The organism is Shigella flexneri 2a str. 301 (assembly GCF_000006925.2).
Lineage (GTDB): Bacteria > Pseudomonadota > Gammaproteobacteria > Enterobacterales > Enterobacteriaceae > ECMA0423.
The window spans coordinates 76,266-91,000 of the sequence record NC_004851.1; the positions used below are offsets into that span (position 1 = coordinate 76,266).

General features: G+C 45.5%; 17 protein-coding genes, 1 pseudogene and 8 other annotated features (1 of these 26 only partly in view). Of the genes and pseudogenes, 2 read left to right on the forward strand and 16 right to left on the reverse strand.

Going from position 1 to position 14,735, the window contains the following annotated elements; genetic code table 11:
- Positions 1 to 100: a mobile genetic element, on the reverse strand; it reaches 1,229 nt to the left of the window's first position.
- The 5 genes from CP0092 to CP0097 all read right to left on the reverse strand — a co-directional run bounded on the left by CP0092 (position 63) and on the right by CP0097 (position 6,239).
- The gene (locus CP0092) at positions 63 to 992 is read right to left on the reverse strand and encodes an IS1294 transposase (protein NP_858225.1); all 930 of its coding nucleotides are present in this window, start codon (positions 990 to 992) and stop codon (positions 63 to 65) included. It overlaps the preceding feature by 38 nt.
- 655 nt (positions 993 to 1,647) lie before the next feature.
- The gene (gene ospD3, locus CP0093) at positions 1,648 to 3,345 is read right to left on the reverse strand and encodes a hypothetical protein (protein ID NP_858226.1); all 1,698 of its coding nucleotides are present in this window, start codon (positions 3,343 to 3,345) and stop codon (positions 1,648 to 1,650) included.
- Between the two features lie 328 nt (positions 3,346 to 3,673).
- Positions 3,674 to 5,086 carry a protein OspC1 gene (gene ospC1 / locus CP0094; RefSeq protein ID NP_858227.1) on the reverse strand — a complete coding sequence of 471 codons (1,413 nt, stop codon included), beginning with the start codon at positions 5,084 to 5,086 and terminating at the stop codon, positions 3,674 to 3,676.
- A gap of 454 nt (positions 5,087 to 5,540) precedes the next feature.
- On the reverse strand, positions 5,541 to 5,840 hold the full coding sequence (locus CP0095; protein NP_858228.1) for an ISSfl4 ORF3: 300 nt from the start codon (positions 5,838 to 5,840) through the stop codon (positions 5,541 to 5,543).
- Between the two features lie 9 nt (positions 5,841 to 5,849).
- Entirely contained in the window at positions 5,850 to 6,239 is a 390-nt protein-coding gene (locus CP0097) for a hypothetical protein (protein NP_858230.2), read from the reverse strand.
- Positions 6,170 to 6,386, forward strand: a mobile genetic element (partial). Its footprint overlaps the gene before it by 70 nt.
- Between CP0097 and CP0096 the strand changes: the two genes are divergently transcribed.
- Entirely contained in the window at positions 6,201 to 6,389 is a 189-nt protein-coding gene (locus CP0096) for an IS91 ORF2 (protein NP_858229.2), read from the forward strand. Its footprint overlaps the feature before it by 186 nt. The two genes, CP0097 and CP0096, sit on opposite strands and share 39 nt — an antisense overlap.
- Positions 6,390 to 6,410: 21 nt before the next feature.
- Positions 6,411 to 7,234: a mobile genetic element (partial), on the forward strand.
- Here the strand turns inward: CP0096 and CP0098 are convergent.
- The 3 genes from CP0098 to CP0100 form a co-directional block, all read right to left on the reverse strand.
- Positions 6,426 to 6,815, reverse strand: coding sequence for an ISSfl1 ORF2 (locus CP0098; RefSeq protein NP_858231.1), 390 nt, complete (start codon positions 6,813 to 6,815; stop codon positions 6,426 to 6,428). (Overlaps the previous feature by 390 nt.)
- On the reverse strand, positions 6,821 to 7,360 hold the full coding sequence (locus tag CP0099) for an ISSfl1 ORF1 (protein NP_858232.1): 540 nt from the start codon (positions 7,358 to 7,360) through the stop codon (positions 6,821 to 6,823).
- A gap of 19 nt (positions 7,361 to 7,379) precedes the next feature.
- The gene (locus tag CP0100; protein ID NP_858233.1) at positions 7,380 to 7,853 is read right to left on the reverse strand and encodes a hypothetical protein; all 474 of its coding nucleotides are present in this window, start codon (positions 7,851 to 7,853) and stop codon (positions 7,380 to 7,382) included.
- A 104-nt stretch (positions 7,854 to 7,957) separates the two neighbouring features.
- Positions 7,958 to 9,321 (reverse strand) — a mobile genetic element (partial).
- Between CP0100 and CP0101 the strand changes: the two genes are divergently transcribed.
- On the forward strand, positions 8,104 to 9,300 hold the full coding sequence (locus CP0101) for an ISSfl2 ORF (protein ID NP_858234.1): 1,197 nt from the start codon (positions 8,104 to 8,106) through the stop codon (positions 9,298 to 9,300). It overlaps the preceding feature by 1,197 nt.
- On the opposite strand, the gene CP0102 is transcribed toward CP0101, so the two are convergent.
- The 8 genes and pseudogenes from CP0102 to CP0110 all read right to left on the reverse strand — a co-directional run bounded on the left by CP0102 (position 9,295) and on the right by CP0110 (position 14,522).
- On the reverse strand, positions 9,295 to 9,714 hold the full coding sequence (locus tag CP0102) for a hypothetical protein (protein ID NP_858235.1): 420 nt from the start codon (positions 9,712 to 9,714) through the stop codon (positions 9,295 to 9,297). The two genes, CP0101 and CP0102, sit on opposite strands and share 6 nt — an antisense overlap.
- Positions 9,715 to 9,938: 224 nt before the next feature.
- Positions 9,939 to 10,579, reverse strand: a sequence feature (Similar to Shigella flexneri orf, conserved hypothetical protein ref: NP_085259.1 (212 aa). BLAST with identity of 99% in 211 aa. This CDS contains an in-frame stop codon. The sequence has been checked and is believed to be correct.).
- A pseudogene (locus CP0104) lies at positions 9,939 to 10,579 on the reverse strand. (Overlaps the previous feature by 641 nt.)
- Positions 10,580 to 10,733: 154 nt before the next feature.
- Positions 10,734 to 12,064 (forward strand) — a mobile genetic element.
- Positions 10,745 to 11,650, reverse strand: coding sequence for an insertion element IS2 transposase InsD (locus CP0105; protein ID NP_858238.1), 906 nt, complete (start codon positions 11,648 to 11,650; stop codon positions 10,745 to 10,747). (Overlaps the previous feature by 906 nt.)
- Complete coding sequence (locus tag CP0106) at positions 11,608 to 12,018, reverse strand: insertion sequence 2 OrfA protein (RefSeq protein NP_858239.1); 411 nt, start codon at positions 12,016 to 12,018, stop codon at positions 11,608 to 11,610. (Lies within the feature at positions 10,734 to 12,064.) Before CP0106 ends, CP0105 begins: the two co-directional genes overlap by 43 nt.
- Positions 12,065 to 13,308, forward strand: a mobile genetic element (partial).
- Positions 12,088 to 12,906: an IS600 ORF2 gene (locus CP0107; RefSeq protein ID NP_858240.1), complete on the reverse strand. Its 819-nt coding sequence runs from the start codon at positions 12,904 to 12,906 to the stop codon at positions 12,088 to 12,090. It overlaps the preceding feature by 819 nt.
- Positions 12,942 to 13,244, reverse strand: a complete 303-nt coding sequence (locus tag CP0108) for an IS600 ORF1 (protein NP_858241.1) — start codon at positions 13,242 to 13,244, stop codon at positions 12,942 to 12,944. (Lies within the feature at positions 12,065 to 13,308.)
- Positions 13,309 to 13,618 (reverse strand) — a mobile genetic element (partial).
- A gap of 146 nt (positions 13,619 to 13,764) precedes the next feature.
- Positions 13,765 to 14,250, reverse strand: coding sequence for a hypothetical protein (locus tag CP0109; RefSeq protein ID NP_858242.1), 486 nt, complete (start codon positions 14,248 to 14,250; stop codon positions 13,765 to 13,767).
- On the reverse strand, positions 14,238 to 14,522 hold the full coding sequence (locus tag CP0110; RefSeq protein ID NP_858243.2) for a hypothetical protein: 285 nt from the start codon (positions 14,520 to 14,522) through the stop codon (positions 14,238 to 14,240). The genes CP0109 and CP0110 overlap by 13 nt, the downstream gene beginning before the upstream one ends.
- Positions 14,523 to 14,735: the final 213 nt, after the last annotated feature.

Below are 14,735 nucleotides of genomic sequence, written 5' to 3' on the forward strand. Positions count from 1 at the left end.
TCTGATTATTGATTTTTGGCGAAACCATTTGATCATATGACAAGATGTGTATCTACCTTAACTTAATGATTTTGATAAAAATCATTAGGGGATTCATCAGGCTGTGTCAGCGTTTCCGTCGCCGTTTCTCCCGTTTTGTGGTCCAGGTAACGGAAGCTCAGGCTCGCCCCTCCGTTGTAATGTGCCAGCCGGGAGGCCGCTATCGGCGGCTTCTTCAGATAACGACCCAGGTAGCGCGCCGTATTCCTCCCGCCGGCCGTTTTTTTCGACATGTACACATGCCAGTATTTTCCTCCGGCTTTCAGCACCAGGCTTCTCCTCTGTGATTCCGTCGTGATATGTGACAACGACTCCGGCATCGCCAGCCCCTCTGACCACGCTTTCAGAAGCCGTTGCCGCATATTCCACATCCACCGCGAACGCATCGCGTCTTTCAGGAAGCTCAGCTTTTTCCACTGACCATGCTTATTCAGACCTCCACAGGTTACAGACACATGTACATGCGGATGCCAGTTGAGACGACGGCCATACGTGTGGATGGCGCAGAAGATACCGGGTTCCTGCCCCCGTTTCCGGGCGGCATACAGCAGATTCTCCACCGCCAGACGGCACACGTCATTCAGCAGCCACCGGTTGCTTTCGAACACCGGCCACTGCGTGTCCGGCAGGGTGAAGACCAGGTGTACCCAGTCGCAGTCAGGAAGACGATTCAGCTGTGTCGCTATCCACAGGTCTGTGGCCTTTTTTCCGCAGGACGGGCAGGCACGGCTGCCGCATGAGTTAGTGACGTATCTGACGTGGGGGCACTCAGGTTTATCGCAGATGTATTCCTTCACGCCCAGTATCCGCGTGCCGCAGGCCAGCATTTTTGTGACAGCCTCAACCTCGATATCGCGCAGACCGCCCGCATCCAGGAAGGATGTCCAGCACTGGTTGGTTGTGAACAGGCGTTTCAGCGGTCGGGGCTGAAAATCACCACCACTTCGGGTCATCCGCCTTCATCTCCGCTTCTGTTTCGTATAAATCAAAACGACGGCAGGTATGGCAGAACGTGACGTATTCGTACGGTGAATCCGGGTACATTTTGTGGAAGGTTTCCCAGAAACAGACCGTGCAGGAGGGATGACCGGTGATAAAGTCTGCAAATACGGACTTATAAGGGTGATTATTGGCTCTGGCGACGGCTTTCAGAACCTCTTTCACCATTCTGGTGTGGACTTTCTGGTGCTCCAGGTTGTGTGACATGGGAACTCATTCTGGATGGTTACTCTGAAAGCTCATATTCTGCCACACCCCGATTTGCAGCCGCCAGGCTGCCGTGGTTCACAGATAAAACACTCTCCAGGAAACCCGGGGCGGTTCACTGCGTGTCTGGGTTCGCCAGCATGAGCGGGATACCGGGGGCGGTTCACACGAACATACCACAGACAGTTGATTTTGGTACGCCCAGGCGACGTCCGGCCACAACCCGTGGTAAATGTTCTTCGAAATGAAGGCGTAAAGCTTCAGTGATCCAGGTCCGGTATTCCATACGATAGTGTCCACTTCAAAATGATGGACATTATTTTTGTGGAACCGGAGGTAACAGACCAGACGGTTTAAATGAGCCGGTTACCTCAAATTCAGTGTATCACCACGAGATAATATTCAGCTTTTTATATTCTTCATAATTTCTAGAAAATCACTTCCATTTTTTTTGTCCAAGTGTTCTGCTATTTCTTCAGGTGTAATATTTTCATTTTTTATTATTCCCATATAAGTTTTTATTGCCTCAAAATTCCTATTTTGAAAAGCTATAATTAATCCAGATACCCCATTTGGGCCTTCTGCTGCCAGTAATTTTGATGCCTGATGTGGAGTAAGGTCTGCAGTGTGAAGTATTTTCCCATAAGCAATAATTGTTTCTACACATCCATTATGCAAGGCTACAAACAATCCAGATAAACCATTAGAATCTTTCGCTTCTAACAGCTCTGCTTTTTTATCCAAGTTAAGTTTTGCCTCATTCAAGATATCACCATAAGCTAAGATTGCATCAGCCTGTCCATTATTCAATGCTAACAGAAGTCCGGGAACATTGTCATATCTCCTTGAGGCCAGCAAATTTACAATATCCTCTGAGTTGAGGAGAGGGGGGCTAAGAATGAGCTCACCGTATGCGCGTATAGCATCTGCATGTCCATTTTGAAGAGCAAACATTAGTCCGGGTATCTGTCTGTGTACTTCATCATAATAATAAGCGGTCAGCAAATTTTTCAGCTTATTGTATTCGATATTTATTGCTCTCTTCTTGAGAAGCCTTCCGTATGTTTTGATAGTTTCTGCATGCCCATTTTGAAGTGCTTGGGATAAACCCGATATTCGTCCTCCCATTCCTTCCGCAGTTAGTAGTTCTACCGTTTTATCAAGGTTAAGTCCAGAAGTTTCCAAGAGTTCTCCGTATGCTAAGATTGTATCTGAATGCCCATTTTGTAAAGCTAAAAGCAATCCTGACAAACCATCGTCATTTTTGGCTGCCAAAAGTAATTCTAACGTATTGTCTGAAAGGTCAGATAGTTGTACGACTCTTGTTACTTTTTGGATTAGCTCAGTCAATCCCATACGCATCGCGTGATAAATAACTTTGGGGTGAAGTAAATTATCAGGCCATCTGATTATGGAGGACATGCTTGTTGGAGTATGTCTGTCCACAAATATAGACATACCGTCGGATATAAGACCATAACATTTCTGATGTTTTTCATCAAGAAAATTATCTACAGTCAGTTTTTTTATTTTAGCTAAGTTAAATTTGTTAAACTCTGCTCGTAAATGAGTTGCTGTATGGTTGGGATCATAAAGCTGAATGACAAAATCCCCCCCATTTTTAGTTTCTTTAATCTTCAAGCCTAATGCCATATTGTGATTTGATGTACTTATTTCTAGTGCTCTGCTTTTTTCGGAATGAAAAATCATTTCATTGAAAATATAAAAAATAATATCTCCCCATGAACCGTTTTCAACAAAATAAATAATAGCAGGCACATTAATAGCCTTTTCTTCTTCACTCACTGAAACATAATTTTTAATTTCATCCGGAAAAGCAAAGTGATGATAATCCACGTGACCACTACTTTTGTTAAACTGTGCTATCCAGTAGGAAGCTAAATGTCGACAGACAATAAGTCTTCCAGAGTGATCGGTAACTTGGCAATTTAGATTTAATAAAAAACTCCTCTTGTCAGAAAAATATGGCAATTGTTTTGAGTGCAATAGAGACTGGATTGTCTCAACAGAGACGTTGTCTTTATTTATCATATTTTGCAAACATATTTTCCTTGATGGGATTAAATTTACTGATGGCATATGTATATATTCCTTTCATTGATGGGTTGTGACGCAGACTTAGTGTTGTTGTACTCTTTGCCCTTTGGATGATTGATGGCAAAGATTGATGTGGTTTGTCACCGTTACTCTGAAACTCAGGGGGGTATCCGGAACGGCCATTCCAGTTCAGGGGGGCTGCTCTATCGCTGTAAGCAGTGCCTGAAGACCTTCCAGTTCGACTACCGCTACAACGGGGCGAAACCCATCAAACTTTCCAACTATTATCACATTGAGCCATACTGACAATAAACAATATATCGATATTTTGTGCAAATACTGCCTTTTGCTAAACGATATTCAATTTTGATTAAATATATTTATTGTCAGATGTTGCACCATATTTCAATAATAGTTTTATCATTTCTGCATTCTCATATTTTATTGCGTTATCCAACATACAATCCCCACTATTAGTTTTTTTGAACTTTGTGTTTACATCAACCAATCCCTTATTGATAAAATACTCAAGTACTTTACAGCTTGAATTATGAGCGCTAAGTAGATACTCAATATCATACAACTCATGCTTTATGGAAATAACATCTTGTCTAGTTATCTCAAAATTAGATAATATATATAAGGCGACATCCTCTTTTTGATTAGTAATCGAAAGAAAAAGAGCCTGGAGAGCAATTTTTTTGTTAGTGACCTGCTTGTTAATTTCTTCGTAATTAGATGCTGTAACAGCCTCCTCTAAGGATATTTCTCTAATCTTAACTTTTTTGAAGTTTTCTGTACTTACCATCCTAGGTATATGGTACTCTGGCTGAAAAACAAAGTTTATGATTCTATCCAGATCCACAGGGGCAAGATTTTTTCCATAGCAAAACTCCTTGAAGCTTTGGTCTTCACTTTTTCTAATAAAGTCAATCAGGTATAATCCGAGCCCTAACTTCATATCTTTAGTATTGAATATTGGTACATCTATAATTCCTTTACTTCCATGTACGTATCGACTAACTTCTTTATTAACCTCTGAAAATTTATCTAAAAATGATTGGTGCTCATGGTAAAAAACAGGTGGAATAGCATTATCAAAGTGATCGGTTAATGTCATATATCCATATGGAGAGTCATGATCAATGATATACGCATTTGCACCAAAATCAACAGTGTGATGTTTTGTATTCAGGGGGTGTTTTTTCTGATGGTTAGAGATTTCAACGCCAAAAAACACAAAGTCATGATTAGCTATTTTTTTTATATCATCAGCGTATGTGTTTCGTTTTGTGCATATTCCTTCAGACTGAATTTTATTGAATGACTTAATGTTTAAAATTTTATCAGACAAATCAGAATTACTTTGATGTCTGAAGATTAAATCAGAATTAATAATTAGCGAAAGCAAATTGAGTTCCTCTGCAGAAAGAGGATGAAGTTTTTCCCTTATTTCAGATATATAATGCTTCGATAATCTGTCAAGGTGCTCAATAGCCTTAAATGAGGCTTTAGCGTCTGATGGTGCATCAATTGCTATATTTAAAGATTTAAAGTTAGAGCCTTGAGAGAACATTCTACTATAACTCTGTGCTGCTATAGTTTTCCTAAAGAAACTTTTAATAATATTTGCACTATCTTTTAAATTTTTTTCATCTGGCATAGTTTGTTGTGCAGCGTTTCGCACTGATGTCACTTTTGGAAACAATGTATGTAATCTGTTATCCATAGAATCTATATTGCATTGGGTATTTGCTGAGTTCAGTGTTTCTGATATATTCATAAAATGAACCTTATATGAAAACAGTTTTAATTAATATCTTTCCCTACAAGATATAGCAGGGTATGAATTACAATTTTTGAGTATATATACAATATACTGCATGTAATTAGATAAGAGTATTATATACTTTTGATGTTATGTGATGCCAGATATTTCAAAATATCTAAAATCCGATGCTTAAGAACTCAAGTTAATCTTTTTTGTGAAATTATTTTCATAATTTAATAACTATATCAATTTTATTGAACAGCAATGAATTTTACTATAAAAAAACGATACTTTCTCTGATTCCTCTTATGGAGTGCTTCCAGTTAGTGGAATGTGTATTCTGCAATGAAATCCTCGATGATTTTTTCATGAAGCTCAACTAAGTGTGAAAAACTGATGTTTTTTAATAGAGGTTAGTTTGGCCATATATAATTATTGTACTTTTGCAGTTTTTTTGTTACTTCCCTTATGAGTTCAAAATCGCCTTAATGGAGCAGTCACTGCAACCCAGAGCCTGTGTGGCGTAGATCGCCCGTGAAAATGGAATCTGCCGTTCGGTTTTTGCGCGAAGTTTTTCTGAGCTTTTACCGAACTGCATACGCTGCAGTTTCGCAACCAGCGCCTTCAGTCGGTTGATTTCGGAAGCATAAGCCGCCATCCGCTGTGAGAGCAGGCGGTTGTATTCAGCCATCTGGTGGATAGTGTCCTGTTGCGTCTGCAACAGTGCCCGCAGGCGGGCGTTCTCATGAGCAAGTGAGGTGTCCATTTCCTCACTTTACAACGGGTTATATGCGGATTCCAGCACGTTCCGTTCGTTTTGGATGTTTGTCGGGTAAGGACAGTTCATTGCTGGACTGCCCTCCCCTAAGAACGGTGCATACCGGTTTCCCGGTACACCGCTCAAGCCTTTATAAGCCCTTTTTGAGAGAGCCGGCTTCACAACTGTGTAACTGTCGATGGCAATTTGGATGTAACAAGACAAGGTTAGATAATTCTTCACCGCCCCCATAACTTTCTTCACCTTATGGTGTACGTTCCAGCCAGTTTCATGGGTAATGCGCTGCCGGCATATCGGACACAAAGAGCCTTGTGACTCGAGTAGGCAGCCTGACGGCTGCGGTTTGTCATGGTCTGCAATTACCGTTATAAAAACAGGCAATGTCATTGTCTTTCAGGTGGTTATATGGCCCGTTCAGCTAAATCCCGTAAACGTAAACCCGCCTCTCAAAGAAGCAAACTTCCCCGCTATGTCGTGAAGCTTCACGAAGATGATTTTTTTGACGAAGAAGACGCAGAAGTTCTGCGCTTTGATTGAACCGCCCCGGGAATCCTGGAGACTAGGCTGTGTCCCTTAATTACGTAAGCGTTGATAAAAGAGTCGGATGCAGCCCAGTTTCACCATCGCCAGGTAATTTCTCGCCGTTTTGTCGTAACGCGTGGCGATGCGGCGATATTCTTTCAGCCGCCCAAAGCACCGTTCAACGACATTACGGTTGCAGTACGCATCACGATCAAGCTGTGCACGTCCATCCGATGCCATTTTCTCATTTGACTTTCGGGGGATTACTGCCTTTATACCGTTATTTTTCAGCTCGTTGCGCAATGCGCGCCCTGAATACGCTTTATCAGCCAGTACCGCATGTCCACGGCGTTTCATGCTGCCGTTCTGACGCTGAACGCCAATCCCGTCCAGAAGTCGTTGCGCGAACTGGCTTTCATGAGCTTGTCCGGGGCTTAGCACGATATTTAACGGGAGGCCACTTCCGTCTGTTGCCAGATGGATTTTGGTGCCAAAACCGCCGCGAGAGCGACCCGGCCCATTATCTCCGTCGATATCGGGATGTTTTTTTGAGCACCGGCGGCACATTTCAGCGCCCGGATATTACTGCCATCCAGCGCGGTGGCAGACCAGTCAATAAAGCCGTTTGCATCAAGTAGCGAAAGCAACCTGTTGAAAATAATATTAATCACGCCTGACTTTGACCATCGGTTAAAGCGGTTATAAACAGTTTTCCATGCCCCATATCGTTCGGGTAAATCGCGCCATGGTGCACTGGAACATAACACCCAGAACATGCCATTGATGATTTTACGGTGCTCAGCCCATGGGCGTCCGGCCCGTGGTGTGGCGGGTTCAGGAGGTAACAGGGGCTTGATGATTCGAGCATTTTCTGCCCGCAGTGCCGATAATTCATCGCTGTCAGATTTGTGAACCATGCCCTGCTGTAAATCTCCGCATAGATTATGTCTGTTTGATCTCAGTATCGTAAAAAAGCGGCTCTGCAAGTCCTCCTAATTGGTGACATTACCGACCATTTTTCTTCCTTATGTTTTGAGGGTATGTCTTTAAATATTTAAAGAAGACTTTAGAAAAATACGATGGTGAACTGTAACCTAACTCAGATGATATGACAGAAATGGGAGTATTTGTCCTTCGTAATTTCCTGATAGCTTCTGTAAGCTTTATTTTATGTACAAATGTACTTATAGAACCGACCTCTTTGTACATTCTTCTTTTTAAAGAAGATTCACTCATTAAAACCGCACTGGCCAACTCGGAATTACTCCAGTTACGGGAGTAATTTGCCATCACAATTCTGGCGATTTTTTCAGACACAGAAACAAATGATGGTGCATGAAGAATAAGCCCAACATTTTTGTTTTTTTTCAGAATACATGAAAGCAAATAAGAACTCCGAACTTTATCGTAAATGGCATCTGTCTCCGTCTTTTTATTATCAGTGCACTGATGAGCACACTGAGATATTAACCAGGACATTGCATAGGGTTCATCTCCCCCCCGTTACTTTATTCGTACCCCTTATAATGGGGTGTTAGCCAGCCAGACCCGGCATGATTACTGCCCCCAGTCGTCCATGATCCGGGGGGTGATGTCACCGGGTCTGGTGGGGCGCTGGTAACCGCTAATAGGGGTCAGGTCAGGCACTTTTGCCGGGACCGTCTGTAACGTGGATGCCGGTACCTGCTCCCCGTGGTTATCTGGTTAACCCATATACAAGGGAGACAGAATGACCGAATCCAGCGATTACGAATCCGTCCAGGTCTTTATCGGCGTTGATGTCGGTAAAGATACGCATCACGCTGTTGCCATTAATCGTTCAGGTAAACGCCTGTTCGATAAAGCATTACCCAACGACGAAAACAAACTCAGGTCGCTAATATCTGACCTGAAACAACATGGTCAGATACTGCTGGTTGTTGATCAGCCAGCTACCATCGGTGCGTTACCTGTCGCCGTTGCCCGCTCAGAAGGAGTCCTTGTCGGATACCTCCCTGGACTGGCCATGCGCCGCATAGCCGACTTACACGCCGGTGAAGCTAAAACTGATGCTCGTGACGCTGCCATCATTGCCGAAGCTGCCCGTACCCTGCCTCACGCGCTACGCACGCTGAAACTGGCTGACGAGCAAATCGCCGAACTCTCCATGCTCTGCGGCTTCGATGATGATCTTGCCGCACAGACAACGCAGGCCAGCAACCGTATCCTCGGCCTTCTGACCCAGATACATCCGGCACCGGAGCGCGTTCTCGGTCCGAGACTTGAGCACCCGGCGGTACTCGATCTTCTCCAGCGATATCCCTCACCAGAAAAACTCGCTTCGCTGGGTGAGAAGAAGCTGGCAGCCCAGCTCTGCAAACTTGCGCCTCGTCTGGGTAAACGCCTTGCAGCAGACATAGCTCAGGCACTGGCCGAACAAACCGTCGTCGTTCCCGGCACGAATGCCGCTGCCGTAGTACTGCCACGTCTGGCACTCCAGCTCATCACGCTGCGTAAGCAAAGAGACGAGGTGGCGCTTGAGGTAGAACAGCGAGTTCTTGCTCACCCTCTTTACCCGGTCCTGACCAGTATGCCCGGAGTCGGTGTCAGGACCGCAGCCAGACTCCTCACCGAGGTCGCCTGCCGCGCCTTCGCCTCTGCCGCACATCTCGCTGCTTATGCTGGCCTTGCGCCGGTAACTCGGCGATCCGGCTCGTCAATACGCGGTGAGCATCCCTCGCGACGGGGTAATAAAGCTCTCAAACGGGCGTTGTTCCTGTCGGCCTTCGCCGCGCTCAGGGATCCGCTCTCCAGGGCTTACTACACCCGCAAAATGAGTCAGGGAAAACGACACAATCAGGTGCTTATCGCCCTGGCGAGACGACGCTGCGACGTTCTGTTCGCCATGATGCGCGACGGGACTTTTTATACCCCGCAGGGGTCATAACATGCTTGACAACTTAATAGGCCCCCCACTAGAAAAATCAATCAAAACATAATCGGGAGATATAAGCTGAGCTTTGGAAATTTTTTTTAATCGTTCAATGTCATGATCAAATAAAACGTTATGTTCACTTATTTCCTCTGACGTAAATCGCACAACACAAATATCTCTTCTTTGAAGAACAGATATATCCCTGTCAAATAAAAGAGAAAAAGGAACTAATTTATTAATAAATATACCATTGTATTTTGATACATAAATAACAGTATTTTGGACAGATATGTGGAATGGTTCGCCTGATGTATAGATAAAGTAGAAAAACGGCAGAGGGATTTCAATGTATTTAAATATTTTCGCGTGCGTCCCTGAGTAAGGGACTACAGGAGGTTTATTATTAATAAATATCTGTTTTTTCATATCAAAGCTTGATTTTTACTTATACATCTTTAGAATCAATCAGATTTTGTAAATCTGCGCCATCATCACACCTGATGGTATGAGAAAAGCCGCTCATCTTATCCCGTTATCAAAGCCTAAGACCTATGGTGTCCAGTCACCTGACAAGCACATCCTCCATAGTTTTCGGTATCATTTTTTCTACCCAAAGTATCAACTTTCAGAAATACCGCCCATATTTAACAACATCAACGAACCGTCCAAGCCGAGCTGAAATCCTCTTCCTGAAACAACTCTGTCAGCCCGCTAATCTGTTTCAGCCTCAGCACTTCATCCTGGTCCATTCCCAGCTCTGTACCAATACGTTCATTCGTCCAGCCCAGACGTGAAAGATCCCTGACAATATCAGACATTAAAGTGATCTGGTGTTTCCCCCTGGCCCGGTTATGTCGAATGGTCGCGGCATACGTGCGGCCTGTCCCTTTCTCTCCGGATTAATGCAGGCTACAGGCAACCAGCCCCTCAGGCGTTTTCCTGCATCTGCTTCCCGCCCCAGTAACTGACGATGAAAACCATCCACCACCAGATAATGATTCTTCTCCTCTGACACCACCACCGGTTGTGTGAAACCATCTTTCTCCAGAGACTGTTTCAGTAGTTTTTTCTCACCTAGTGCCATGACATTAGGGTTGTAATCGTTGGCCACCACCTCATCCGCTTTCACCCACAACACACAGTCCACAGGCTCCTGTGCAAAAGGACTGACCTCATGAAGCACTCTGCGCAGATGATTCAGAGCCTGTATGCTCTCTTTTTCAGTTCGTACCTGACTGAAATACTGACGAATCATGTTGCCAAGTATCTCCGGTGTCACAGAGTCCCCCATTCCTTCCTCCTTTCCTTCATACGCTGCAGGTAACGTTCATAGTGCCGGGGTTTGTTCGGACTGAAGGAGAGAGTCCGGCACCAGAAATCATTCTTTATGAGTGTCTTACAGATACGTCGCCAGGACGGGTGAGGTGTACTGGCAATAGCGGACATGGATTTGCCCCTATATTTCCAGACATCTGTTATCACTTAACCCATTACAAGCCCGCTGCCGCAGATATTCCCGTGGCGAGCGATAACCCAGCGCACTATGCGGATGCCATTCGTTATAATGCTCGAACGCCTCTGCAAGGTTCTTTGCTGCCGTTAACCCGTCTGGTTTGGGCATGATACTGATGTAGTCACGCTTTATCGTTTTCACGAAGCTCTCTGCTATTCCGTTACTCTCCGGACTCCGCACCGCCGTGTTCTTCGGTTCAAGTCCCAACATCCGGGCGAACTGGCGTGTTTCATTAGCCCGGTAGCATGAACCATTATCCGTCAGCCACTCCACTGGAGACGACGGAAGATCGTTGCCGAAGCGGCGTTCCACCGCTCCCAGCATGACGTCCTGTACTGTTTCACTGTTGAAGCCGCCGGTAGTCCCCGCCCAGTGCAGTGCCTCACGATCACAGCAGTCCAGCGCGAACGTGACACGCAGTCTCTCTCCGTTATCACAGCAGAACTCGAACCCGTCAGAGCACCATCGCTGATTGCTTTCTTTCACGGCCACTCTGCCTGTATGTGCCCGTTTCGATGGCGGTACAGCAGGTTTTCGCTCAAGCAACAGCGCATTCTGGCGCATGAGCCGGTAAACACGTTTGGCATTGATCGCAGGCATACCATCAAGTTCTGCCTGTCTGCGAAGCAGCGCCCATACCCGACGATAACCATACGTGGGCAGCTCTCCGATAACATGGTGTATACGGAGAAGCACATCCGTATCATCAGTGTGACGACTGCGGCGGCCATCCATCCAGTCATCGGTTCGTCTGAGAATGACGTGCAACTGCGCACGCGACACCCGGAGACAACGGCTGACTAAGCTTACTCCCCATCCCCGGGCAATAAGGGCGCGTGCGCTATCCACTTTTTTGCCCGTCCATATTCAACGGCTTCTTTGAGGAGTTCATTTTCCATCGTTTTCTTGCCGAGCAGGCGCTGGAGTTCTTTAATCTGCTTCATGGCGGCAGCAAGTTCAGAGGCAGGAACAACCTGTTCTCCGGCGGCCACAGCAGTAAGACTTCCTTCCTGGTATTGCTTACGCCAGAGAAATAACTGGCTGGCTGCTACACCATGTTGCCGGGCAACGAGGGAGACCGTCATCCCCGGTTCAAAGCTCTGCTGAACAATTGCGATCTTTTCCTGTGTGGTACGCCGTCTGCGTTTCTCCGGCCCTAAGACATCAATAATCTGTTCTCCAATGACTAGTCTAAAAACTAGTATTAAGACTATCACTTAAATAAGTGATACTGGTTGTCTGGAGATTCAGGGGGCCAGTCTAGGACACTACCATTTGTTCTTTTTTTAAGCAGCCATCTGATGATATTTTTCCCTGAAGGCTGCCGGGGAGATATTCCCCAGACGAGAGTGACGACGCTGACGATTGTAGAAAATCTCAATGTATTCCCGTATTACTGAGATGGCTTCATCCCGGTTATTAAAACGATAGTGGCTCAGGCTCTCATTTTTCAGCGTTCCCCAGAAGCTTTCCATCGGAGCGTTGTCGTAACAGTTACCTTTACGCGACATTGATGTTTTCAGACCAGACTGCTCCTGTATGACCCGGTAATCGTATGCGCAGTACTGTGAACCTCGATCAGAGTGGTGGATTAGCCCGGCAGGTGGGCGCTGGCTCCTGAGCGCCATAAACAGGGCTTTACCTGTCAGCTCTTTTGTCATGCGCTCTCCCATGGCGTAGCCGACAATTTCGCACGTATAAACATCTTTGATGCCAGCGAGGTACAACCATCCCTCCTGTGTGGCAACATACGTCAGGTCCGCCACCCAGACCTGATTTGGTGCTGTAGGAGCGAACGTCTGGTTCAGCAGATTTGGCGCAACTGGCAGATTGTGGTTCGGGTTCGTAGTCGCTCTGAACTTGCGTTTCTGCTTACAGCGTAGCCTTAGCTCCTTACGAAGACGTGCCAGTCGGTCACGACCAACGATGATGCCATTCTCTGCCAGCTCCGTCTGGAGCCGCCGGGTTCCATATGTTTCGCGAGTGCGGATATGTGCCACCTTAATCTCCAGTTTTAGCCGCTCATCACTTTGTTTTCTGTCTGAGGGTTCATGCTGTACCCAGTTGTAATAACCGCTCCTGGATACACCAAATACCTGACACATCGCTTCAATGGGAAATTGTTGTCGCCATTGTTCGATTAACGCGTATTTTTCAGCGACTCCTGTGCAAAATACGCTGTTGCTTTTTTTAATATATCGCGCTCAAGGCGAGCTTCATTTAACGCCTTACGCAGTTGCAGAATTTCAGATTCCAGTTCAGCCACCGTGCGGGAACCAGGAGTACCGAGCCCTTTTCTGGCGGCGGTAACCCATTGTCCTAAAGTGCCTTCAGGAAGAGATAATCGGGAAGCGCCTTCACTGATCGAAAGTTGATTTTCAAGAACCGTTCTGACAGCTTCGGCTTTGAACTCTTTAGAGTAACGTTGGGTTTTTCTGCTCATTATTAGCTCCTTCTGATGCCATTCTATTTCAGGAAGGAGTGTCCGTTAAACTCAGGCTACCTCAGTCTTCGGGCCAGCAAAAGTCGTTCAACAGGAAGAATTCTGGTTCTGAGTCTGCTGGCAACGTTGAGCACTATCGTAATGTGGTTACTCGGTTATCACGCTGAAAATAAAGGGTTACACCTGAAATATCAGGCTAACAGCATTAAATCCCGGCGGGTTATCTCATATCTGACGTTAGCGAAGAATGTTCTTCGACACTCGCCACTTATTTTAAGACGAACAGTACTGAGCACAGTTCTAAACCATCTGTCCAGAACCTACCGAAATATGGTGCTGGTTTATTAGCAGTAATTTTGTGGGGATCCCTCAGCCCTTATAGGGGGCATTCTGAAAAGCCACCTCCTCAGGAGGTGGTCTTTTACTGTGCACAGAAAAATCCGGAAACGAGTGAGCGTTTCCGGATTCTTACACAGCCACTGGATCGGTCAACTGATCCTTAACTGATCGGCATTACTCCCTATTGAGGGAGTTTAAGAAACAATGTTTGCACCTGAGTTTTTGATGGCTTAAAACCATGATGAATATAAAATTGTTTTGCGTTTTCCGTAAGCGCATGAACCATAATTGCACGCACACCGATATTTTCGGCAACCCTGTAACAACGACGAACTGCATCATGAAGTAAATCCGCGCCAAGCCCTTTTCCTCGAAATGACACATCTACAGCCAGGCGTGCAAGTATAATTACAGGAATGGGGTCTGGCATATTGCGCCGAAGGTTACCTGTAGCTTCTGTATGATTGACACTACCAGTGGCCAGTGAGTAAAAACCGACTATTTGTTGCGTACCTTTTCTGCATACAACAAAAGTCCGGGTGGCTCCGATTGCCTGATTTTTTAGCTCCTTCTGCTTTAACCAGTCATCAAGTACAGCTTCACTGCTGACAAATTCAGCGACCTGATGAAATGAGGATAAAGGTTCTGGTGCAGTTACACATCCCATTGAGGTTTCCTTGCCAGCAATTTTTCGATGGCAGGATCATCTGCAACCGGAGCATCAAGCATTTCAATGAACTCTTCATATTGCCTGTCATTAAAATTAAACACCCGCCGGTCGAGAATAACATCTTCAGCAGCTTTACAGGCCATTTCCAGAATGAAATCTGTACGCGACTTATGAAGAATTTCTGCAGCAGCATCAATGAGTATCCGCTGTGATTCTCTTGCTCTGAGATTGAGCTGAACACCTGATTTCATAAAGCCTCCGTATATCATTTGCTTTACAACAATAGCATATTGACAATATATAGCAAATGATATACACAAAGTAACAGATTACAGATGCCGCGTCAGCGGCATTTACCTCTGTGGACGTAACCGCACTCAAAGGGGATATCGGGTGGCGCAGGGGCACCGCCCCCCTACGCTCCCACGGAGCCGTACGTGACACTCTCGCGTCATACGGCTCTTGTCGTTGAACCATTCAAG

Excerpts from the sequence above, each read along its gene's own strand:
- CP0092 (NP_858225.1), bottom strand. The coding sequence starts at position 992 with ATGACCCGAAGTGGTGGTGATTTTCAGCCCCGACCGCTGAAACGCCTG.
- ospD3 (NP_858226.1), bottom strand. The coding sequence starts at position 3,345 with ATGCCATCAGTAAATTTAATCCCATCAAGGAAAATATGTTTGCAAAAT.
- ospC1 (NP_858227.1), bottom strand. The coding sequence starts at position 5,086 with ATGAATATATCAGAAACACTGAACTCAGCAAATACCCAATGCAATATA.
- CP0095 (NP_858228.1), bottom strand. The coding sequence starts at position 5,840 with ATGGACACCTCACTTGCTCATGAGAACGCCCGCCTGCGGGCACTGTTG.
- CP0096 (NP_858229.2), top strand. The coding sequence starts at position 6,201 with ATGGTCTGCAATTACCGTTATAAAAACAGGCAATGTCATTGTCTTTCA.
- CP0097 (NP_858230.2), bottom strand. The coding sequence starts at position 6,239 with ATGACATTGCCTGTTTTTATAACGGTAATTGCAGACCATGACAAACCG.
- CP0100 (NP_858233.1), bottom strand. The coding sequence starts at position 7,853 with ATGTCCTGGTTAATATCTCAGTGTGCTCATCAGTGCACTGATAATAAA.
- CP0101 (NP_858234.1), top strand. The coding sequence starts at position 8,104 with ATGACCGAATCCAGCGATTACGAATCCGTCCAGGTCTTTATCGGCGTT.
- CP0102 (NP_858235.1), bottom strand. The coding sequence starts at position 9,714 with ATGAAAAAACAGATATTTATTAATAATAAACCTCCTGTAGTCCCTTAC.
- CP0107 (NP_858240.1), bottom strand. The coding sequence starts at position 12,906 with ATGTGTCAGGTATTTGGTGTATCCAGGAGCGGTTATTACAACTGGGTA.
- CP0108 (NP_858241.1), bottom strand. The coding sequence starts at position 13,244 with ATGAGCAGAAAAACCCAACGTTACTCTAAAGAGTTCAAAGCCGAAGCT.
- CP0109 (NP_858242.1), bottom strand. The coding sequence starts at position 14,250 with ATGGGATGTGTAACTGCACCAGAACCTTTATCCTCATTTCATCAGGTC.
- CP0110 (NP_858243.2), bottom strand. The coding sequence starts at position 14,522 with ATGATATACGGAGGCTTTATGAAATCAGGTGTTCAGCTCAATCTCAGA.